This is a genomic window from Variovorax sp. CAN15, assembly GCF_030462475.1.
Classification (GTDB): Bacteria; Pseudomonadota; Gammaproteobacteria; order Burkholderiales; family Burkholderiaceae_C; genus Variovorax.
Genome location: NZ_JASMRZ010000058.1, coordinates 1 through 16770 on the forward strand (window position 1 = coordinate 1; position 16770 = coordinate 16770).

The window sequence follows — 16770 nt, forward strand, 5'->3', positions numbered from 1 at the left end:
CTGCACCGTCTCGGCCTGTTCTGCACCGTCTCGGCCTGTTCCTTCACGCCGGCGGGCGAGCCGTGGAACTCCATCAGCAGCATCGGCTCTTCGCGCAGGTTCAGCTTGGCGTAGGCGTTCACCATGCGCACCGTGTTCACGTCGATCAGCTCCACGCGCGCGATGTCGGGTGCCTTGCCGTTGACCGCCACGCGCAGGAACTTGCCGAAGCGGCAGCGCGCCGAGGCAAGGTCCCACACCTGCTGCACCTGGAAGCGCGCCTCGAAGCCGCCGCGCGCGGGCTGCAGCCGGCCGCTGACGATGACCAGCTCGTCGTCCTTGAGCGTATTGCGGTTGGCGTTGATGGTCGCCTCGTCGGCCGTGGCCTCGATGGAGTCCGACTTGTCGTCCAGCTTGAAGATCGCCAGCCGGCCGCGCTGGCCGTTGATGACGCGGAAGTCGCTCACGATGCCGGCAATGACCTGCTGGTCGCGGCTGTCGAGCAGGTCGGTGATCTCGCGCTTGCAGAAGCGCCGCACCTCGTGCGAGACCTCGTCGAACAGATGGCCCGAGAGATAGAAGCCGATGGCGGTTTTTTCGAGCGTCAGGCGCTCCTTCACGCCCCAGGGCGTGGCGTCGACGAGGTCGGGCTCGGCGGTGGCGGAGCCGTGCTCGCAGTCGCCGAAGATGTCGACCTGCGACGCATTGGCCGCCGTGGCGTTGGCGAACTCGAAGGCGCGGTCGAGAGAGGCGGCCAGCGACGCCCGGTTCTGCTGGATGGCGTCGAAGGCGCCGGCCTTGATGAGCGCTTCCACGGTGCGCTTGTTGATGCGCTGGCGGTCGATGCGCACGCAGAAGTCGTACAGGCTCTTGAAGGGCCCGCCCTCCTCGCGCGCGCGCACCACGGCCTCGACCGCGAGCTGGCCTGTGCCTTTCACGGCGCCCAGCCCGTAGCGGATCACCTTGTTGGTGACCGGCTCGAAGCGGTAGTTGCCGCGGTTCACGTCCGGCGGCTCGAAGGTGATGCCGAAGTTCTTCTGGGCGTCCTCGAACAGCAGCTTGAGCTTGTCCGTGTCGTCCATTTCAACGGTCATGTTGGCGCAGAAGAACTCGGCCGTGTAATGAACCTTGAGCCAGCCCGTGTGGTACGCCAGCAGCGAGTAGGCGGCGGCGTGCGACTTGTTGAAGCCGTAGCCCGCGAACTTCTCCATCAGGTCGAAGATCTCGTCGGCCTTGTCCTGCACGATGCCGTGGGTAGCGAGCGCACCGGCGCGGAACTTCTCGCGGTGCTCGGCCATTTCCTCGAGCTTCTTCTTGCCCATCGCACGGCGCAGCAAGTCGGCGCCGCCGAGCGAGTAGCCGCCCAGGATCTGCGCGGTCTGCATCACCTGCTCCTGGTAGACCATGATCCCGTAGGTCTCGGAGAGCATCTCGGCCACGGCCGGGTGCGGGTACTCCACGTCCTCGCGGCCGTGCTTGCGCGCCACGAAGCTGGGAATCAGGTCCATCGGACCCGGGCGGTACAGCGCGTTCAGCGCGATCAGGTCTTCCAGGCGCGTCGGGCGCGCGTCCTTCAGCATGCCCTGCATGCCGCGGGATTCGAACTGGAACACGGCTTCGGTCTTGCCGTCGGAGAAGAGCTTGTAGGTGGCCGCGTCGTTCAGCGGGATGTTCTCGAACGCGAAGTTCTCCTGGCCCTTGTGGCGCTTCATGATGAACTCGCGCGCGATCTCCAGGATCGTGAGCGTCGCCAGGCCCAGAAAGTCGAACTTCACGAGGCCGATGGCCTCCACGTCGTCCTTGTCGTACTGGCTCACGGCCGATTCGCTGCCGGGCTGCTGGTAGAGCGGGCAGAAGTCGGTGAGCTTGCCCGGCGCGATGAGCACGCCGCCGGCGTGCATGCCGATGTTGCGGGTCATGCCTTCGAGCTTCTGCGCAAGCTCGACCAGCATCTTCACTTCTTCTTCCTTCTCGATGCGCTCCGCGAGCTGCGGCTCCATCTCGATGGCGTAGTTGTTCTTGTCGCCCTCGATCTTCTTCTCGGGCGGGTACTGCAGCGTGACCGACATGCCGGGCTTGTTCGGAATCAGCTTGCTGATGCCGTCGCAGAACATGTAGCTCATGTCCAGCACGCGGCCCACGTCGCGGATGGCCGCGCGCGCGGCCATGGTGCCGAAGGTGGCGATCTGGCTCACTGCGTTGCGGCCGTACTTGTCCTTCACGTAGTCGATCACGCGGTCGCGGTTGCCCTGGCAGAAGTCGATGTCGAAGTCGGGCATCGAGACGCGCTCGGGGTTCAGGAAGCGTTCGAACAGCAGCTTGTATTCGAGCGGGTCGAGGTCGGTGATCTTCAGCGCGTAGGCCACGAGCGAACCCGCGCCCGAGCCCCGGCCCGGGCCCACCGGACAGCCGTTGTTCTTGGCCCACTGGATGAAGTCGCCAACGATCAGGAAGTAGCCCGGGAACCCCATCTTCAGGATGGTGTTGATCTCGAAATCCAGCCGCTCCACGTAGCGCGGGCGCTCGGCGTCGCGCCTGGCCTCGTCGGGGTAGAGATGCTTCAGGCGCAGTTCGAGGCCCGCGAACGATTCCTGCCGGAAGAAGTCGTCGATGGGCATGCGCACGCCTTCGGAGACGAAAGGCGTCGGGAAGTCGGGCAGCTGCGGCTTGCCCAGCACCAGCGTCAGGTTGCAGCGCTTGGCGACCTCGACCGTGTTGGCAAGCGCGCTGGGCACGTCGGCGAAGAGCGCCTGCATCTCGGCGCTCGACTTGAAATACTGCTCCTCGGTGAAGCGGCGCACCCTGCGCGGGTTGCCGAGGATTTCGCCTTCGGAGATGCACACGCGCGCCTCGTGCGCTTCGTAGTCCTCGCGGGCGGCGAACTGCACGGGGTGCGTGGCGACCACCGGCAGATGCAGCCGGGCCGCCAGCTGCACGGCTGCAATCACATGCGGCTCGTCGTCAGGCCGGCCCGCGCGCTGCAGCTCGATGTAGAAGCGGTGCGGGAAGATGCCCGCCAGCTGAAGCGCCAGCTCGGCCGCGCGCTCGCCCTGCCCCTGCAGCAGCGGCTGGCCCAGCGGCCCGGCCTGCGCACCCGAGAGCGCGATCAGCCCGCCCGAAAGCTCCTGCAGCCATTCGAGCTTGCAGGCCGCCTGCGACTGGCCCCGGCCCACGTTCTGCGTCCACGCCCGCGCGAGCAGCTCCGACAGGTTGAGATAGCCCTCCATGTTCTGCACCAGCAGCACGATGCGGGTGAGGGCGCCGGGCTCCTTGCCCAGCCCATCCACGAAAGCTTCGGCGCCGATGATGGGCTTGACGCCCTTGCCCCGGCCCTGCTTGTAGAACTTGACGGCCCCGAACAGGTTGTTCAGGTCGGTGATGGCCAGCGCGGGCTGCCTGTCGGCGGCGGCGGCCTTGACGACATCGTCGATTCGGTTGGTGCCATCGACGACGGAAAACTCGGTGTGCAGGCGCAGGTGAACAAACATGCTTCCATTGTAGAAAGCGGCGTCTCCACGATGTGGGTTGGCAATCCCTGAAATCGCCCCGCCAGCCGCCTGGCTGCCGGGCAGAGGCCCCGAGTCAGGAAAGCCTCCACCGCCGGCACCTAAAATCCCGCCCCGTGCAAGAGATTTTGAATATCGCGGCCTACAAGTTCGTGGCCATCGACGACAGCCCCGCGCTGCGCGAAGACCTGCGTGCCCGCACCCAGGCCCTGGGACTCATGGGCACCATCCTGCTGGCGCCCGAAGGTATCAACATGTTCCTGGCCGGAACGGCCGGGGGCATACGGGATTTTCTGTCCTTCCTGCGCGCCGACAGCCGTTTTGCCGACCTCGAGGTCAAGGAAAGCTGGTCGGCCGCACAGCCCTTCAGGCGCATGCTGGTGAAGCTCAAGCGCGAGATCATCCGCATGGACCATCCCGCCATCCGCCCCGAGGCGGGCCGCGCCCCCGGCGTGGACGCGCCCACGCTCAAGCGCTGGCTCGACCAGGGCCATGACGACCAGGGCCGCGAAATCGCCCTGCTCGACACCCGCAACGCCTTCGAGGTCGACTACGGCAGCTTCGAGGGCGCCATCGACTGGCGCATCGGCAAGTTCACTGAATTCCCGCCCGCCCTGCGCGCGCATCGCGAGGAATTCAGAGGCAAGACGGTGGTGAGTTTCTGCACCGGCGGCATCCGCTGCGAGAAGGCTGCCATCCTGATGCACGAGGAAGGCATCGAGAACGTGCTGCAGCTCGAAGGCGGCATCCTCAAGTACTTCGAGGAGGTCGGGGGCGCGCACTACAAGGGCGACTGCTTCGTCTTCGATGGCCGCGAGGCCCTGGCGCCCGACCTGAGCGCGCGTTCGGTGCGCGCCAGCGCCCGCGCCTCGGAAGACCCCGACCTCGCCACCAAGCAGTAACGACGGCAACGACGACAAAGAGACTCGGCAGGCCCCATGCGCATCCTCCTGGTGGAAGACGAACTGGACATGGCCTCCTGGCTGATCCGCGCGCTCACGCAAAGCGGCTTCGTGCCCGACCACGCGCCAGACGCGCGCACGGCGGAGGCCTTCATGGCCGGCACCGAATACGACGCGGTGGTGCTCGACCTGCGCCTGCCCGACAGACACGGCCTCAGCGTGCTGGCCGACATGCGCGACGCCGACGACCGCACGCCGGTGCTGATCCTCACCGCGCAGGGCGCGCTGCAGGACCGGGTGCGCGGCCTGAACCTGGGTGCCGACGATTTCCTCACCAAGCCCTTCGAGCTGGAAGAACTCGAGGCGCGGCTGTCGGCGCTGGTGCGGCGCAGCCGCGGCAAGCAGCACCCGCGCCTGCAGTGCGCCTCGCTCTCCTACGACAGCCAGAGCCGCGCCTTCACGCTGCGCGGCACGCTGCTGTCGCTCACGCCGCGCGAGCAGGCCGCGCTCACCGCCTTGCTGTTGCGCAGCGGCTCGCCGGTGGGCAAGTCACAGCTCTTCGCCAAGGTGTTCACCAACGACAGCACCGCCGGCCCCGACGCCATCGAGGTGGTGCTGCACCGGCTGCGGCGCAAGCTGGCCGACAGTGACGTGCGAATCGTCACCGTGCGCGGCCTGGGCTACATGCTGGAGAGCATTGCCGATGGAACCTCAGCCCCGGTCCGCAGCGAATTCCCCGGCGCCCACGACTGAGCAGCAGCAACGGCCGCAGCGCTTCGGCATCCGCGCGCGCCTGCTGGCTCTTCTGCTGCCGGGTCTGGTGGTGCTGCTGGCGCTGGACAGCTGGAGCGACTACCGCGCGCTGACCGACTCGCTCGTGGTCGCCTACGACCAGAGCCTGCTGGAACCGGTGCAGGCGCTGGCCAACGGCATCGTCGTGGCCAGCGACGGCAGCGTGCGCGTGCAGGAGCCCTTCTCGATCCAGGCGATGTTCGAGTCCACGCGGCTGCGCTACAAGTACCTGCACGTCGGCGTGCAGCGCATTCCCAAGGGCGGGACGCTGGACGTGAATTCGCCCGAAAACACCCTCATGGGCGAGCCCGGCCTGCCGCGCCCCGCGCACCGCCCGCCGGACGGCACCCCAGTGTTCTACGACGCGGTGTACCTGCAGCATCCGGTGCGCGTGGCCGCGCTGCGCCAGACGGTGTACGACAACGTTCATCCCGGCGAGGCCTACAGCGTGCTCATCCAGGCGGCCGAGGGCACCGGCCCGCGCACCGAGGCGCAGGCCGAGACGCTGCGCCAGGAGTTCCTGCGCGACACGCGCATGGTGGTGGTGATGGCGCTGCTGGTGTGGCTGGGCGTGGCCTGGACGCTGCGCCCGCTGGAGCGCCTGCGCCGCTCGCTGCGCGAGCGCCCGCGCGACGACCTCACGCCGCTCGACGCCAGCGGCGTGCCCCACGAAGTCGCGCCGCTGGTCGATGCGGTCAACCACCACATCGCAGGCCACCGGCGCATGGTCGCCGAGCAGTCGCAGTTCCTGGCCGATGCCTCGCACCAGCTGCGCACGCCGCTGAGCATCCTGTCGATCCAGGCCGGCTATGCGGTGCGCGAGAGCGATCCGGCGCGCATGCGCGAATCGCTGCACGCCATCGTCGCGCAGCTCGCGCGCACGCGCCGCCTGAGCGAGCAGCTGCTGGCGCTGGCCCACGCCACCGCCGGCGACGAATCCGCGCCGGCGGAGGCCGCGGTGGTCGATCTCAACGCCATCGCGCGCGGCGTGGTGCTGCAGTACCTGCCGCTGGCGCGCGAGAACGACCAGGACCTGGGCTGGGTCGATGCGCGCGGCGACATAGGCACGGACGATGCGAACGGCACCGACGAATCGAGCGACGACGAAGACGACACCCCCGTGCTGCCGGTGGCGGCCAACGCGGCCGAGCTGCACGAGGTGCTCGCCAACCTCGTGCACAACGCCATCAAGTACACACCGCGCGGCGGCAACATCACCGTGACCGTCCGGCGCGATGCGACGCACGCACTGGCCGAGGTATGCGACAGCGGACCCGGCATCGCGCCCGAGCGCCGCGAAAGCGTGTTCGAGCGCTTCCATCGCGACAGCGCCACGGGCACCGCGGCGGCACAAGGCGCGGGCCTCGGCCTCACCATCGCGCGCGGCTATGCGCGGCGCAATGGCGGCGAGATCGACCTCTCGAATGCCGACACGCCGGAGCGTCCCAATGGCGGAGGATTGCGCGCGACGCTCAGGCTGCCGCTGCGCGCTTCCTGAGCCTTGTTTTTGCAAGGGTTTCACCGGATACGCCGGTACGTGATTACACGTATTTTGCGGTCCGCGAGGCCGCAAGCGCCTCTTCCGAAAGGGGATTGAAAGCCCCGATTCCTAGACTGCGCTCCTTCCAGATCAAGGAGACTTATGCAGCACCAGCTCGGTGAAGATCCGGCCTCGCACTCGCCCCGGCCCGCTTCGAAATTCAAGAAAGACTACTACGGCGGCGCCCTGCTGATCGTCGTCGGCCTGGCCGCCGTGTATGCCGGCGTCGGCTACCGCGTCGGCCAGCTGGCGCACATGGGCCCGGGCTTCTTCCCCGTGGCGCTCGGCGTGCTGCTGGCGCTCACGGGGCTGCTCATCGCGATCTCGGCACGCGGCGACAAGTCCGCCGAGGGCGCGAGCGAAGAAGCGGCCTCGCACGGGCACCCGGGCGGCCTGCCCGACCTGCGCGGCGGCATCTGCATCATCCTCGGCATCCTCGCCTTCCTGCTCTTCGGCGAATACGGCGGCCTGCTGCCGGCGACCTTCGCGATCGTGTTCATCTCGGCCCTCGGCGACCGCGACAACACGCTGACCGAAGCGCTGCTGCTGTCGCTCGCAATGTGCTTCATCGCGGTGGTGGTTTTCTGGTGGGCGCTGAAGCTGCAGCTGCCCCTGTTCCAGTGGGGAGGCTGAAGCCATGATCGGTCAATCGCTCCAGGACCTCTGGTACGGCTTCGGCGTCGCCTTCCAGGGCTCGAACCTGCTGTGGTCCTTCTTCGGCGTGCTGGTGGGCAACCTGATCGGCGTGCTGCCGGGCATGGGCGCGCTGCAGGCCATCTCGATCCTGCTGCCGCTCACCTACGTGATGCACCCGGTGCCCGCCATCCTGATGCTGGCCGGCATCTTCTACGGCTCGCAGTACGGCGGCGCCATCGGCGCCATCCTGATGAACATGCCCTCGCACCCGCCGCATGCGGTGACCTGTCTCGACGGGTACCCCATGACCAAACAGGGCAAGGGGGGCGTGGCGCTCGGGGTGACGATGATCGCCTCGTTCTTCGCGGCCTCCGTCGGCATCATCGTGATGATCTTCGCCTCGCCGCTGCTGGTGCAGATCGCGTTCAAGTTCGGCCCGACCGAGATCTTCTCGATCATGCTGCTGGGCCTGCTGGCCGGCTCCACCATGTCGCGCGGTTCGCCGCTCAAGGGCGTGGCGATGACGCTGTTCGGCCTGCTGTGCGGCGTGGTGGGCACCGACGTGAACAGCGGCAGCTTCCGCTTCGCCTTCGGCCTGCCCGAGCTGAGCGACGGCCTGGAGCTGGTGGCGATCTCGATGGGCCTGTTCGGCGTGGCCGACTTCCTGCTCAACGTGAACCGCATGAAGGCCATCGGCGACACCGGCACGCTCAAGCTCAGCGACATGCGCCCGAGCAAGGAAGAACTCAAGCGCGCCTTCCCCGCCATGCTGCGCGGTACGCTGGTGGGCACGGTATTCGGCGCGATGCCCGGCACGGGGCCGACCATCACCACCTTCATCGCCTACGCGCTGGAGCGCAAGGTGTCGAAGACGCCGAACAAGTTCGGCACCGGCATGATCGAAGGCGTGGCAGGCCCCGAGGCCTCGGCCCACTCGAAGACGCAGGTCGACTTCATCCCGACGATGAGCCTGGGCATTCCGGGCGACGCGGTGATGGCGCTGATCCTCGGCGCGCTGCTGATCCAGGGCATCCAGCCCGGCCCTCAGCTCATCACCGAGCATCCGGACATCTTCTGGGGCCTGATCGCCTCGTTCTGGATCGGCAACGTGATCCTCGTCATCCTGAACGTGCCGATGATCGGCGTGTGGGTGAAGCTGCTGAAGGTGCCCTACAAGTACCTGTTCCCGGCCGCGATGTTCTTCATTGCGACGGGCGTTTACAGCACGCAGAACAGCCTCTTCCAGATCTGGGAAGTGCTGGTGTTCGGCATCGTCGGCGCGGTGCTGATGACGCTGGAGTTCTCGGTCGCGCCGATCCTGCTGGGCTTCGTGCTCGGGCCGATGGTGGAAGAGAACTTCCGCCGCGCCCTGCTGCTGTCGCGCGGCGACATGTCGGTGTTCGTGACGCGGCCCATCAGCGGCACCTTCATCGGCCTGTGCGCGCTGCTGCTGCTGGGCGTGGGCTACTCCGCATGGCGCGGCCGCGCCGGAGGCAAGGGGGTGGTCGAGCTGCCGAATGCACCACCGGGTGCATCGCCGTCGGAGACCGTGGCAATCGGCAACGAGTAAGGAAAAGGGCCCGACGCATCGGGCCCTTTTTTCATTTGTGCCCGGGTTCGGCTTCAGACGGGAGTCGTGCCCGTGTCGAGCTCGCGCACGCCGAAGGGTTTGCCCGGCAGCGGGATGAACTCGGTTTCGCCGGGCACGTGGCCCATGCGCTGGGCCGCCCAGTCGGCGCCGGCTTCGAGGATGCGCTCGCGCCGGCTCGAGACGAAGTTCCAGGTGATGTAGCGCGGCCCGTCGAGCGGCTCGCCGCCGATCACCACAAGGCGCACGGCGGCATCGGACGTGAGCACGCCGCCCTGCCCGCTCGGCAGCACGGCCATGGTGTGGACCGCGACCGGCTCGCCGTTCACCGCCAGATCGGCATCGACCGCGTAGACGGCCAGCTCGGGCGCCAGCGCGGGCAGCTCGAAGCGACCACCAGCCGGCAGCGCGATGTCGAGGTACACGGTCTGCGACAGCGTCTTCACCGGCGAGCGCGCGCCGAAGGCCTCGCCCACCAGCACGCGCACCGCCGCGCCCTGCTCCACCAGCTCGGGAATCGCGTCGGCCGGCGTGTGCTCGAAGCTGGGCTCGATTTCTTCATGCGCCTGCGGCAGCGCAGCCCACAGCTGCAGGCCGTGGTTCACGTAGGTGTCGGCCTTCAGGCGCTCGGGCTTGCGCTCGGAATGCACGATGCCGCGCCCGGCGGTCATCCAGTTGATGGCGCCCGGCAGGATCTCCTGCACGCTGCCCAGGCTGTCGCGATGCATCATCGCGCCCTTGAAGAGGTAGGTGACGGTGGAGAGCCCGATGTGCGGATGCGGCCGCACGTCGTGCTCGCTGCCCGGCTGCTCGGTGGCCGGGCCGAAATGGTCGAAGAACACGAACGGGCCGACCGAGCGCTGCTGCGCCGCGGGCAGCAGGCGCCTGACCTGGAAGCCGCCTCCGAGGTCCTTGTCGTGCGGCTTGAGCAGTCGGGTTCCGGGGGCGGTGTCGGTCATCGTGGGTTCTCCTGGGGGCCTGTTACTTGCGCGATCTTGCCACCGTGCCAATGCGCTCGCCGAATGCGCGGGCAGTGTCGAAGTCGCCCTTGAGCATTTCCGCGGGGCTGGCGTCCGATGGCGACTGCGTCAGCAGGCCGCCATAGCCGCCCACGTAGTTCAGCGCGTCGCGCGTGGCGGCCTTGCTGTTGCTCGGCAGGATGCCCATGCTGACCCAGATGCCGCTGTGCTGCATCGCCAGCGTCCACAGGTAGGTCATGGTCGTGACCTTGTCGCCGTTCATGGTGGCGCTGTTGGTGAAGCCGGCGAAGAGCTTGTCCTTCCAGCCCTGCGTGTACCAGACCTTCGACGAGGCGTCGGCGAACTTCTTGAACTGCCAGCTCACGCCGCCCATGTAGGTCGGCGAGCCGAAGATGATCGCGTCGGCCGCGGCCAGCAGTTCCCAGCCGCCCTCGGGCAGGTTGCCGTCCGCGTCGATGGCCAGCAGCTGCGCGCCCGCGCCGTCGGCGACGGCCTGCGCCACGCGCTGTGTGTGGCCGTAGCCGGAATGGAAGACGACGACGATGTTTGCCATGAGATGGTGCTCCTATAGGTGATGGTGATGTCGCGATCAGCGCCTGTCGATGCTCAGGCGACCGGGGCCGAAGGCTGCGAACGAGAAGAGACCGCCCGCAATGGCCATGTTCTTGAAGAACTGGATGTTCTGCGAAGCATCGGCCCAGAACTTGTGGAAGAACAGCGCAGTCGCGATCGTAAAGATAGCCATCAGGAAGGCCACCAGGCGCGTCTTGAAGCCGAGCAGCAGTGCGATGCCCAGGCCGAGCTCGACCACGATGGCGATCACCGCCGCGACTTCCGGCAGCGGCAGGCCCGCGCTGGTGATGTAGCCGACGGTGCCCGAGAAGCCCATGAGCTTGCCGAAGCCGGCCGGAATGAACAGGGTGGCAATCAGGATGCGGCCGATCAGGGCCTGCAAGTCTTGAGACGGGTTGGGGGTTGCGGTGGTGGTTGCCATGGTCGAAGACTCCTCGTTTATTGAATTGGAAAAGAGACAGGAACGAAAAAGGCCGGGCGGCCAGCGCCCGGCAAGGGGAAAGATCAGGCGGCCAGGTCGAACACCAGCACTTCGGCGTCCTTGCCGCCGGCCAGCGTCACCTGCGATTCGCCTTCGAGCATCGCGGCGTCGCCGCCCGAGAGCTTCTGGCCGTTCACTTCGAGCTCGCCGCGCACCAGGTGCACGTAGCTCTTGCGCTTCGGGTCTAGCGAGAGGCTGGCCTTCTCGTCGCCGTCGAAGAGACCCGCATACAGGCTCGCGTCGGCATTCATCTTCACCGAGCCCTCGCTGCCTTCGGGCGAAGCCACCAGGCGCAGCTTGCCGCGCTTCTCGGCGTCGCTGAACTTCTTCTGCTCGTAGCCGGGCTCGACACCGCGCTCCTTCGGCAGGATCCAGATCTGCAGGAAGTGCGTGGTCTGGTCGGCCTTGTGGTTGAACTCGCTGTGCATCACGCCGCGGCCCGCGCTCATGCGCTGCACGTCGCCGGGGGGAATGCTCTCCACGTTGCCCATGCTGTCCTTGTGCGCCAGTTCGCCCGAAAGCACGTAGCTGATGATCTCCATGTCCTTGTGGCCGTGGGTGCCGAAGCCGGCGCCCGCCGCCACGCGGTCTTCGTTGATCACGCGCAGGTTGCCGAAGCCCATGTGGGCCGGGTCGTAGTAGTTGGCGAAGGAAAAGCTGTGGAACGAGCGCAGCCAGCCGTGATCGGCGTAACCGCGTTCCTGGGATTTACGGACTTGCAACATCGTCGGACTCCTTCTGCCCTGCCCCGTCGGGGTGCTCGGGCTTCTTTCGTATGCCGCGCCGGATGCGCAGCGGATGTGAAGAATTTTGGGCCGCCGCCCCCTTCGGAAAGACGCTGCGGTTTGATGGCACCATTCAAATGTTTTGATCAATGGAGCCGCCATGCCCAGCCCCAGAGACGTGCTGACCCCCGACTCCCTCGCCATGCTCCAGACCGTGGCCGCCACCGGCAGCTTCGCCGCCGCCGCCCGCGCCCTGAACCTGGTGCCCAGCGCCCTGAGCTACCGGGTGCGCCAGATCGAGGACGCGCTCGACGTGCTGCTGTTCGACCGCAGCACGCGCCAGGCGCGGATGACCGAGGCCGGCGCGGAACTGCTGCGCGAGGCCGAGCGGCTGCTCGGCGAGATCGACGCGGTGGCCAACCGGGTGAAGCGCGTGGCCACCGGCTGGGAGCCGATGCTGACCATCGCGGTCGACAGCGTGATAGCGCGCGACCCGCTGCTCGACCTGGCCACCGCCTTCTTCGCGCTGGAGCCGCCCACGCGGCTGAAGCTGCGCGACGAAACACTGATGGGCACCATCGAGGCGCTGACCACCGGCGAGGCCGACCTCGCCATCGGCGCGGTGCTCGACGCCGCGAGCCTGGCCTTCACCACCACCGGCATCCGCAGCCGCCCGATCGGCGAGCTGAGCTTCGTCTACGCGGTGGCGCCGCACCATCCGCTGGCGCGCGCCACGCAGCCGCTGAGCGACGCGGTGATGCGGCAGCACCGCGCGGTGGCGGCGGCCGACTCGGCTCGCCAGGCGCCGGGCCTCACGGTGCACCTCGTCGGCGGACAGGACGTGCTCACCGTGCCGAGCATGCAGGCCAAGATCGCGGCACAGCTGCACGGGCTGGGGGGAGGCTTCCTGCCGGAGCCGATGGCGCGGCCGTACATCGAGGCCGGGCACCTGGTCGAATTGAAGACGGAGCGCAAGCCGCCGCTGGGGTCGCTGCACTGCGCATGGCGGGTGCGCAGCGCCGGCAAGCCGGGGCGCGCGCTCGAATGGTGGCTGGCGCAGTTCGAGCACGAGGGCACGCGGCGCGCGCTGCTCGAACGGCACAGGGGCCGATGAAAGAGCTGATGAAAGAGCTGATGAGTATTGCCGAGGATCGCGCCGCGCCGCTAAGGGTGTGCCCTCAGGCGGAGCGGCTGCCGGACCGATGTAGAGTGCAGACACATCCCTCCGCATTCCATCCAGAAGAAAAGAGCCGTTCATGAGCACTCGCGCAACTGCAAAGAAGCCGGCCAAGGCCGCCGCCGACCGTCACCGAACCCCAGCCGGCCCGGGCCAGCCGCGCCACTTTGCCGTCATCGGCGCCGGCATCGCCGGGGTGGCCTGTGCGCGAACGCTGGTGCAGGCCGGCCACAAGGTCACGCTGTTCGAGCGCAACGAAGCCGCCGGCGGGCGCATGGCGAGCGTGGACACCGCCTTCGGCCGCTTCGACAGCGGCGCCCAGTACTTCACCGTGCGCGATCCGCGCTTCGCATTGGCGCTGGAGAACGCGACCGGCGTGTGCAAGCGCTGGAGCGCCAACCTCGTGCGCGTGCTCGATGCCCACGGCCGCGTGGCCGAAGCCGCCCTGCCGTCGCTCGAGCCGCACTGGGTGGCACAGCCCGGCATGGATTCGCTTGTGGCACGCTGGGCGGCGCCGCTGGGCGACAGCCTCGTCACAGGCACGCGCGTCACGCAGATCGAGCCCGACGCGCTCGATGCGAAGCGCTGGCAGCTGCGCACCGCCGGCACCGACGATTCCCAGCATGTGTATTCGGGCTTCGACGCCGTGCTGCTCGCTGTGCCGCCGGCCGGCGCCCGTGCGCTGCTGGGCGACGGCGGCAAGCTCTCGGCCATGCTCGCCCGCGAGATCGAACCCGTGAGCATCGCGCCCTGCTGGACGCTGATGATCGCCTTCCCCCAGGCCAACCAGCCCAACATGTCGCACCTCGGCCCGCAGTGGAACGCCGCGCGCAGCACGCACCACCGCGTGGCCTGGCTGGCGCGCGAATCGTCCAAGCCCGGGCGCGAGCCCGTCGAGCGCTGGACGCTGCAGGCCAGCGCGGCCTGGTCACAGGAGCATCTGCGCGACGCGCCGTCGCGCGTGGAAGCCAAGCTGCTGCGTGCTTTCGCGGAAATCACCGGCATCCACGCCACGCCCGCCCATGCCCAGGCCATCTGCTGGAACGAAGCGCAGACGCAGGTGCCCGTTGGCACCACGCACCTGTGGGATGCCAAGGCCCGCATCGGCATCGCGGGCGACTGGTGCACCGGCCATCGCGTGGAAGACGCCTTCCTCTCGGGCCTGTCGCTCGCGCTCGACGTGATCTGACCGGGAGATGAGGGAGACCGGCCGCTTCGCGCCCTCGCCCACCGGTCCGCTGCACGCGGGTTCTCTGGTGGCCGCGCTCGCGAGCTGGCTCGACGTGCGCGCACGCGGCCCGCAAGCACGCTGGCTGGTGCGCATCGAGGACGCCGACACCGAGCGCTGCCTGCCTGGCATGGGCGAGCACATCCTGCGGCAACTGGCCGACTGCGCCCTGCTGCCCGACGAACAGCCCGTGTGGCAGACCCGGCGCACCGACCGCTACGAAGCCGCCCTGGAGCGCCTGAAGGCGCTCGGCCTCGCCTACCCCTGCGGCTGCTCGCGCAAGGACATCGACGAGGCGCTCGCCCGGCTCGGCCAGCGGCATGAGCGCCACGGCGAGCGCGTCTACCCCGGTACCTGCCGCGACGGGCTGCACGGCAAGCCCGCTCGCGCCTGGCGCTTCGCCACCGAGAAGTTCGAGGCCGACCGTGCGCCCGGGCCAGGCTTGCCGTTGGAGCAAGACGATCGCAGTGCCGGCACCGGCGGCGAACTCTGCTTCACCGACCGCCGCCTCGGCCGCCAGTGCCAGAACGTGAGCCGCGAGGTCGGCGACTTCGTGCTGCGCCGCGCCGATGGCCCCTGGGCCTACCAGCTCGCGGTGGTGGTCGACGACGCCGAACAGGGCGTGACCGACGTCGTGCGCGGCGAGGACCTCACCGACAACACCGCGCGCCAGATCCTGCTGCAGCGCGCACTGGGCTTCGCCACGCCCAGCTACCTTCACACGCCGCTGGTGCGCGGCGCCGACGGCGACAAGCTATCGAAGCAGAACGGCGCCACCTCCATCGATACCGGCTCCCCGGCGGCCGCGCTGGCGGCGCTCGGCGCCGCTGCGCGGGTACTGGGCCTGAGCACCGCCACGGCCAGGGACTGCCCGGCAGCGCTGGCCGGCTGGGTGCCCGAATGGCGCGCTCTCTACAATTCGCGCCCGTGATGAATCTTTCCGACACCGTGTCCAACGACCTCCCGCCCGACCATGACGAGGGCACCGACGACGGCGCCAAGCCCCATCCGCTGCACCGCCGCCTCAAGAGCTTCGTCAAGCGCGGCGGCCGCACCACCGAGGGCCAGGCGCGCGCCTTCTCCGAACTGGGGCCGCTGTACCTGGTGCCCTACAAACCCGAGCCGGTCGACCTGACCGCCACCTTCGGCGGCCGCGCCGGCCCGACGGTGCTGGAAATCGGCTTCGGCATGGGCGAGGCCACCGCGCACATCGCGACGGTGCTGCCCGACACCAATTTCTTCTGCTGCGAGGTGCACGAGCCCGGCGTGGGCGCGCTGCTCAAGCGCATCGGCGAGCAATCCCTGTCGAACATCCGCATCTGCGCGCATGACGCGGTCGACGTGCTCGACCACATGCTGCAGCCCGGCACGCTGGCCGGCGTGCACGTGTTCTTCCCCGACCCGTGGCACAAGAAGCGCCACAACAAGCGCCGGCTGATCCAGCCCGAGTTCGTGACCAAGCTCGCGCAGCACCTGCGCCCCGGCGGCTACATCCACTGCGCCACCGACTGGCAGCCCTACGCCGAGCAGATGCTCGAGGTGCTCTCAGGCGAGCCGCTGCTGCGCAACACCGCCGAGGGCTACGCGCCCAAGCCCGACTACCGCCCGCTGACCAAGTTCGAGAATCGGGGCATCAAGCTGGGCCACGGGGTCTGGGACCTGGTGTTCGAGCGGACCTGACCGTTCGCCATCCGTGGGGTTGCCGGGTTGAGCCAGCCGGTGCGGCATGGCACGATCCCGCGGATGACCAGCAGCAGCAAGACAGACACCGAGCAACTGCACCTGCGCGACCTCGCCCGGCTTCGCCGGGTTCGCGACCGCATCGACCGCGAATACGCGCAGCCACTGGACGTCGAGGCCCTCGCCTTCGGCGTGCACATGTCGGCGGGCCACCTGAGCCGCCAGTTCAAGCTCGCTTACGGCGAGGCTCCCTACTCCTATCTGATGACGCGGCGCATCGAGCGCGCGATGGCACTGCTGCGCCGGGGCGACCTCAGCGTCACCGAGGTCTGCTTCGAGGTCGGGTGCTCGTCGCTGGGCACCTTCAGCACACGCTTCACCGAACTCGTGGGCGTGTCGCCCAGTACCTACAGGCGCGATGCCGCCATGCAGACCGAGGGCATGCCGCCGTGCGTGGCGAAGCAGGTCACGCGACCGATCAGGAATCGAGAAGCGCCGGCCGCACGGTCGCACCTAGACTGAGCGCTCCCTGCAACAACCGACCGGAGCGATCACGATGAACATCAGCATCCACGCGAGTTTCCTGCCGCACAACGACCCCGAGGCGTCGCTCGCCTTCTACCGCGACCTGCTCGGCTTCGAGGTCCGCAACGACGTGGGATATGGCGGCATGCGCTGGATCACCGCCGGCCCCAAGGGCCAGCCCGCCGTCTCCATCGTGCTCGCGCCGCCAGCCGCCTATCCCGGCATCACCGACGAGGAGCGCCGCACCATCGCCGAGATGATGGCCAAGGGCACCTACGCCGCCATCCTGCTGGCCACGCCCGATCTCGAAGGCACCTTCGCGAAGCTGCAGGCCAGCGACACAGAGATCGTCCAGGAGCCGACCGACCAGCCATACGGCGTGCGCGACTGCGCGGTGCGCGACCCCGCGGGCAGCCTGATCCGCATCCAGCAGCAGGGCTGAGGCGCAGAGGCGAGCC

16 protein-coding genes are annotated in these 16770 nt (G+C 68.4%); 11 read left to right on the top strand and 5 right to left on the bottom strand.

Features of this window, described 5'->3' with window-relative positions; genetic code table 11:
* On the bottom strand, positions 1–3467 hold a 3467-nt coding region (dnaE, locus tag QMO14_RS24960), incomplete at its 3' end, for a DNA polymerase III subunit alpha (RefSeq protein ID WP_301510415.1).
* Between the two features lie 134 nt (positions 3468–3601).
* Between dnaE and QMO14_RS24965 the strand changes: the two genes are divergently transcribed.
* From QMO14_RS24965 to QMO14_RS24985, 5 genes are all read left to right on the top strand, one after another.
* Positions 3602–4387, top strand: a complete 786-nt coding sequence (locus tag QMO14_RS24965) for a sulfurtransferase (RefSeq protein WP_301510416.1) — start codon at positions 3602–3604, stop codon at positions 4385–4387.
* A gap of 36 nt (positions 4388–4423) precedes the next feature.
* The gene (locus tag QMO14_RS24970) at positions 4424–5140 is read left to right on the top strand and encodes a response regulator (protein ID WP_301510418.1); all 717 of its coding nucleotides are present in this window, start codon (positions 4424–4426) and stop codon (positions 5138–5140) included.
* Complete coding sequence (locus QMO14_RS24975; RefSeq protein WP_301510420.1) at positions 5091–6677, top strand: sensor histidine kinase; 1587 nt, start codon at positions 5091–5093, stop codon at positions 6675–6677. Before QMO14_RS24970 ends, QMO14_RS24975 begins: the two co-directional genes overlap by 50 nt.
* A gap of 144 nt (positions 6678–6821) precedes the next feature.
* On the top strand, positions 6822–7352 hold the full coding sequence (locus tag QMO14_RS24980; protein WP_301510421.1) for a tripartite tricarboxylate transporter TctB family protein: 531 nt from the start codon (positions 6822–6824) through the stop codon (positions 7350–7352).
* A gap of 4 nt (positions 7353–7356) precedes the next feature.
* A complete protein-coding gene (locus QMO14_RS24985) occupies positions 7357–8925 on the top strand; it encodes a tripartite tricarboxylate transporter permease (protein ID WP_301510423.1) in 1569 nt (522 codons plus the stop codon).
* A 53-nt stretch (positions 8926–8978) separates the two neighbouring features.
* Here QMO14_RS24985 and QMO14_RS24990 read toward each other — a convergent pair whose 3' ends face one another.
* From QMO14_RS24990 to QMO14_RS25005, 4 genes are all read right to left on the bottom strand, one after another.
* Positions 8979–9902, bottom strand: a complete 924-nt coding sequence (locus QMO14_RS24990) for a pirin family protein (RefSeq protein ID WP_301510425.1) — start codon at positions 9900–9902, stop codon at positions 8979–8981.
* 22 nt (positions 9903–9924) lie between these two features.
* Positions 9925–10476, bottom strand: coding sequence for a flavodoxin family protein (locus QMO14_RS24995; protein ID WP_301510427.1), 552 nt, complete (start codon positions 10474–10476; stop codon positions 9925–9927).
* Between the two features lie 36 nt (positions 10477–10512).
* Entirely contained in the window at positions 10513–10917 is a 405-nt protein-coding gene (locus QMO14_RS25000) for a DoxX family protein (protein ID WP_301510428.1), read from the bottom strand.
* 83 nt (positions 10918–11000) lie between these two features.
* Entirely contained in the window at positions 11001–11702 is a 702-nt protein-coding gene (locus QMO14_RS25005; RefSeq protein WP_301510429.1) for a pirin family protein, read from the bottom strand.
* 160 nt (positions 11703–11862) lie between these two features.
* Between QMO14_RS25005 and QMO14_RS25010 the strand changes: the two genes are divergently transcribed.
* From QMO14_RS25010 to QMO14_RS25035, 6 genes are all read left to right on the top strand, one after another.
* Positions 11863–12816: a LysR substrate-binding domain-containing protein gene (locus tag QMO14_RS25010; protein ID WP_301510430.1), complete on the top strand. Its 954-nt coding sequence runs from the start codon at positions 11863–11865 to the stop codon at positions 12814–12816.
* A gap of 142 nt (positions 12817–12958) precedes the next feature.
* The gene (locus QMO14_RS25015) at positions 12959–14068 is read left to right on the top strand and encodes an NAD(P)/FAD-dependent oxidoreductase (RefSeq protein ID WP_301510432.1); all 1110 of its coding nucleotides are present in this window, start codon (positions 12959–12961) and stop codon (positions 14066–14068) included.
* A gap of 7 nt (positions 14069–14075) precedes the next feature.
* Positions 14076–15038 (top strand): tRNA glutamyl-Q(34) synthetase GluQRS, encoded by a 963-nt coding sequence (gluQRS, locus tag QMO14_RS25020; protein ID WP_301510433.1) that lies wholly within the window; start codon positions 14076–14078, stop codon positions 15036–15038.
* Positions 15038–15787, top strand: coding sequence for a tRNA (guanosine(46)-N7)-methyltransferase TrmB (gene trmB / locus QMO14_RS25025; RefSeq protein WP_301510434.1), 750 nt, complete (start codon positions 15038–15040; stop codon positions 15785–15787). The genes gluQRS and trmB overlap by 1 nt, the downstream gene beginning before the upstream one ends.
* Positions 15788–15850: 63 nt before the next feature.
* The gene (locus QMO14_RS25030) at positions 15851–16309 is read left to right on the top strand and encodes a helix-turn-helix transcriptional regulator (RefSeq protein WP_301510435.1); all 459 of its coding nucleotides are present in this window, start codon (positions 15851–15853) and stop codon (positions 16307–16309) included.
* 34 nt (positions 16310–16343) lie between these two features.
* Positions 16344–16754: a VOC family protein gene (locus QMO14_RS25035; RefSeq protein ID WP_301510436.1), complete on the top strand. Its 411-nt coding sequence runs from the start codon at positions 16344–16346 to the stop codon at positions 16752–16754.
* The last annotated feature ends 16 nt before the right edge of the window (positions 16755–16770 follow it).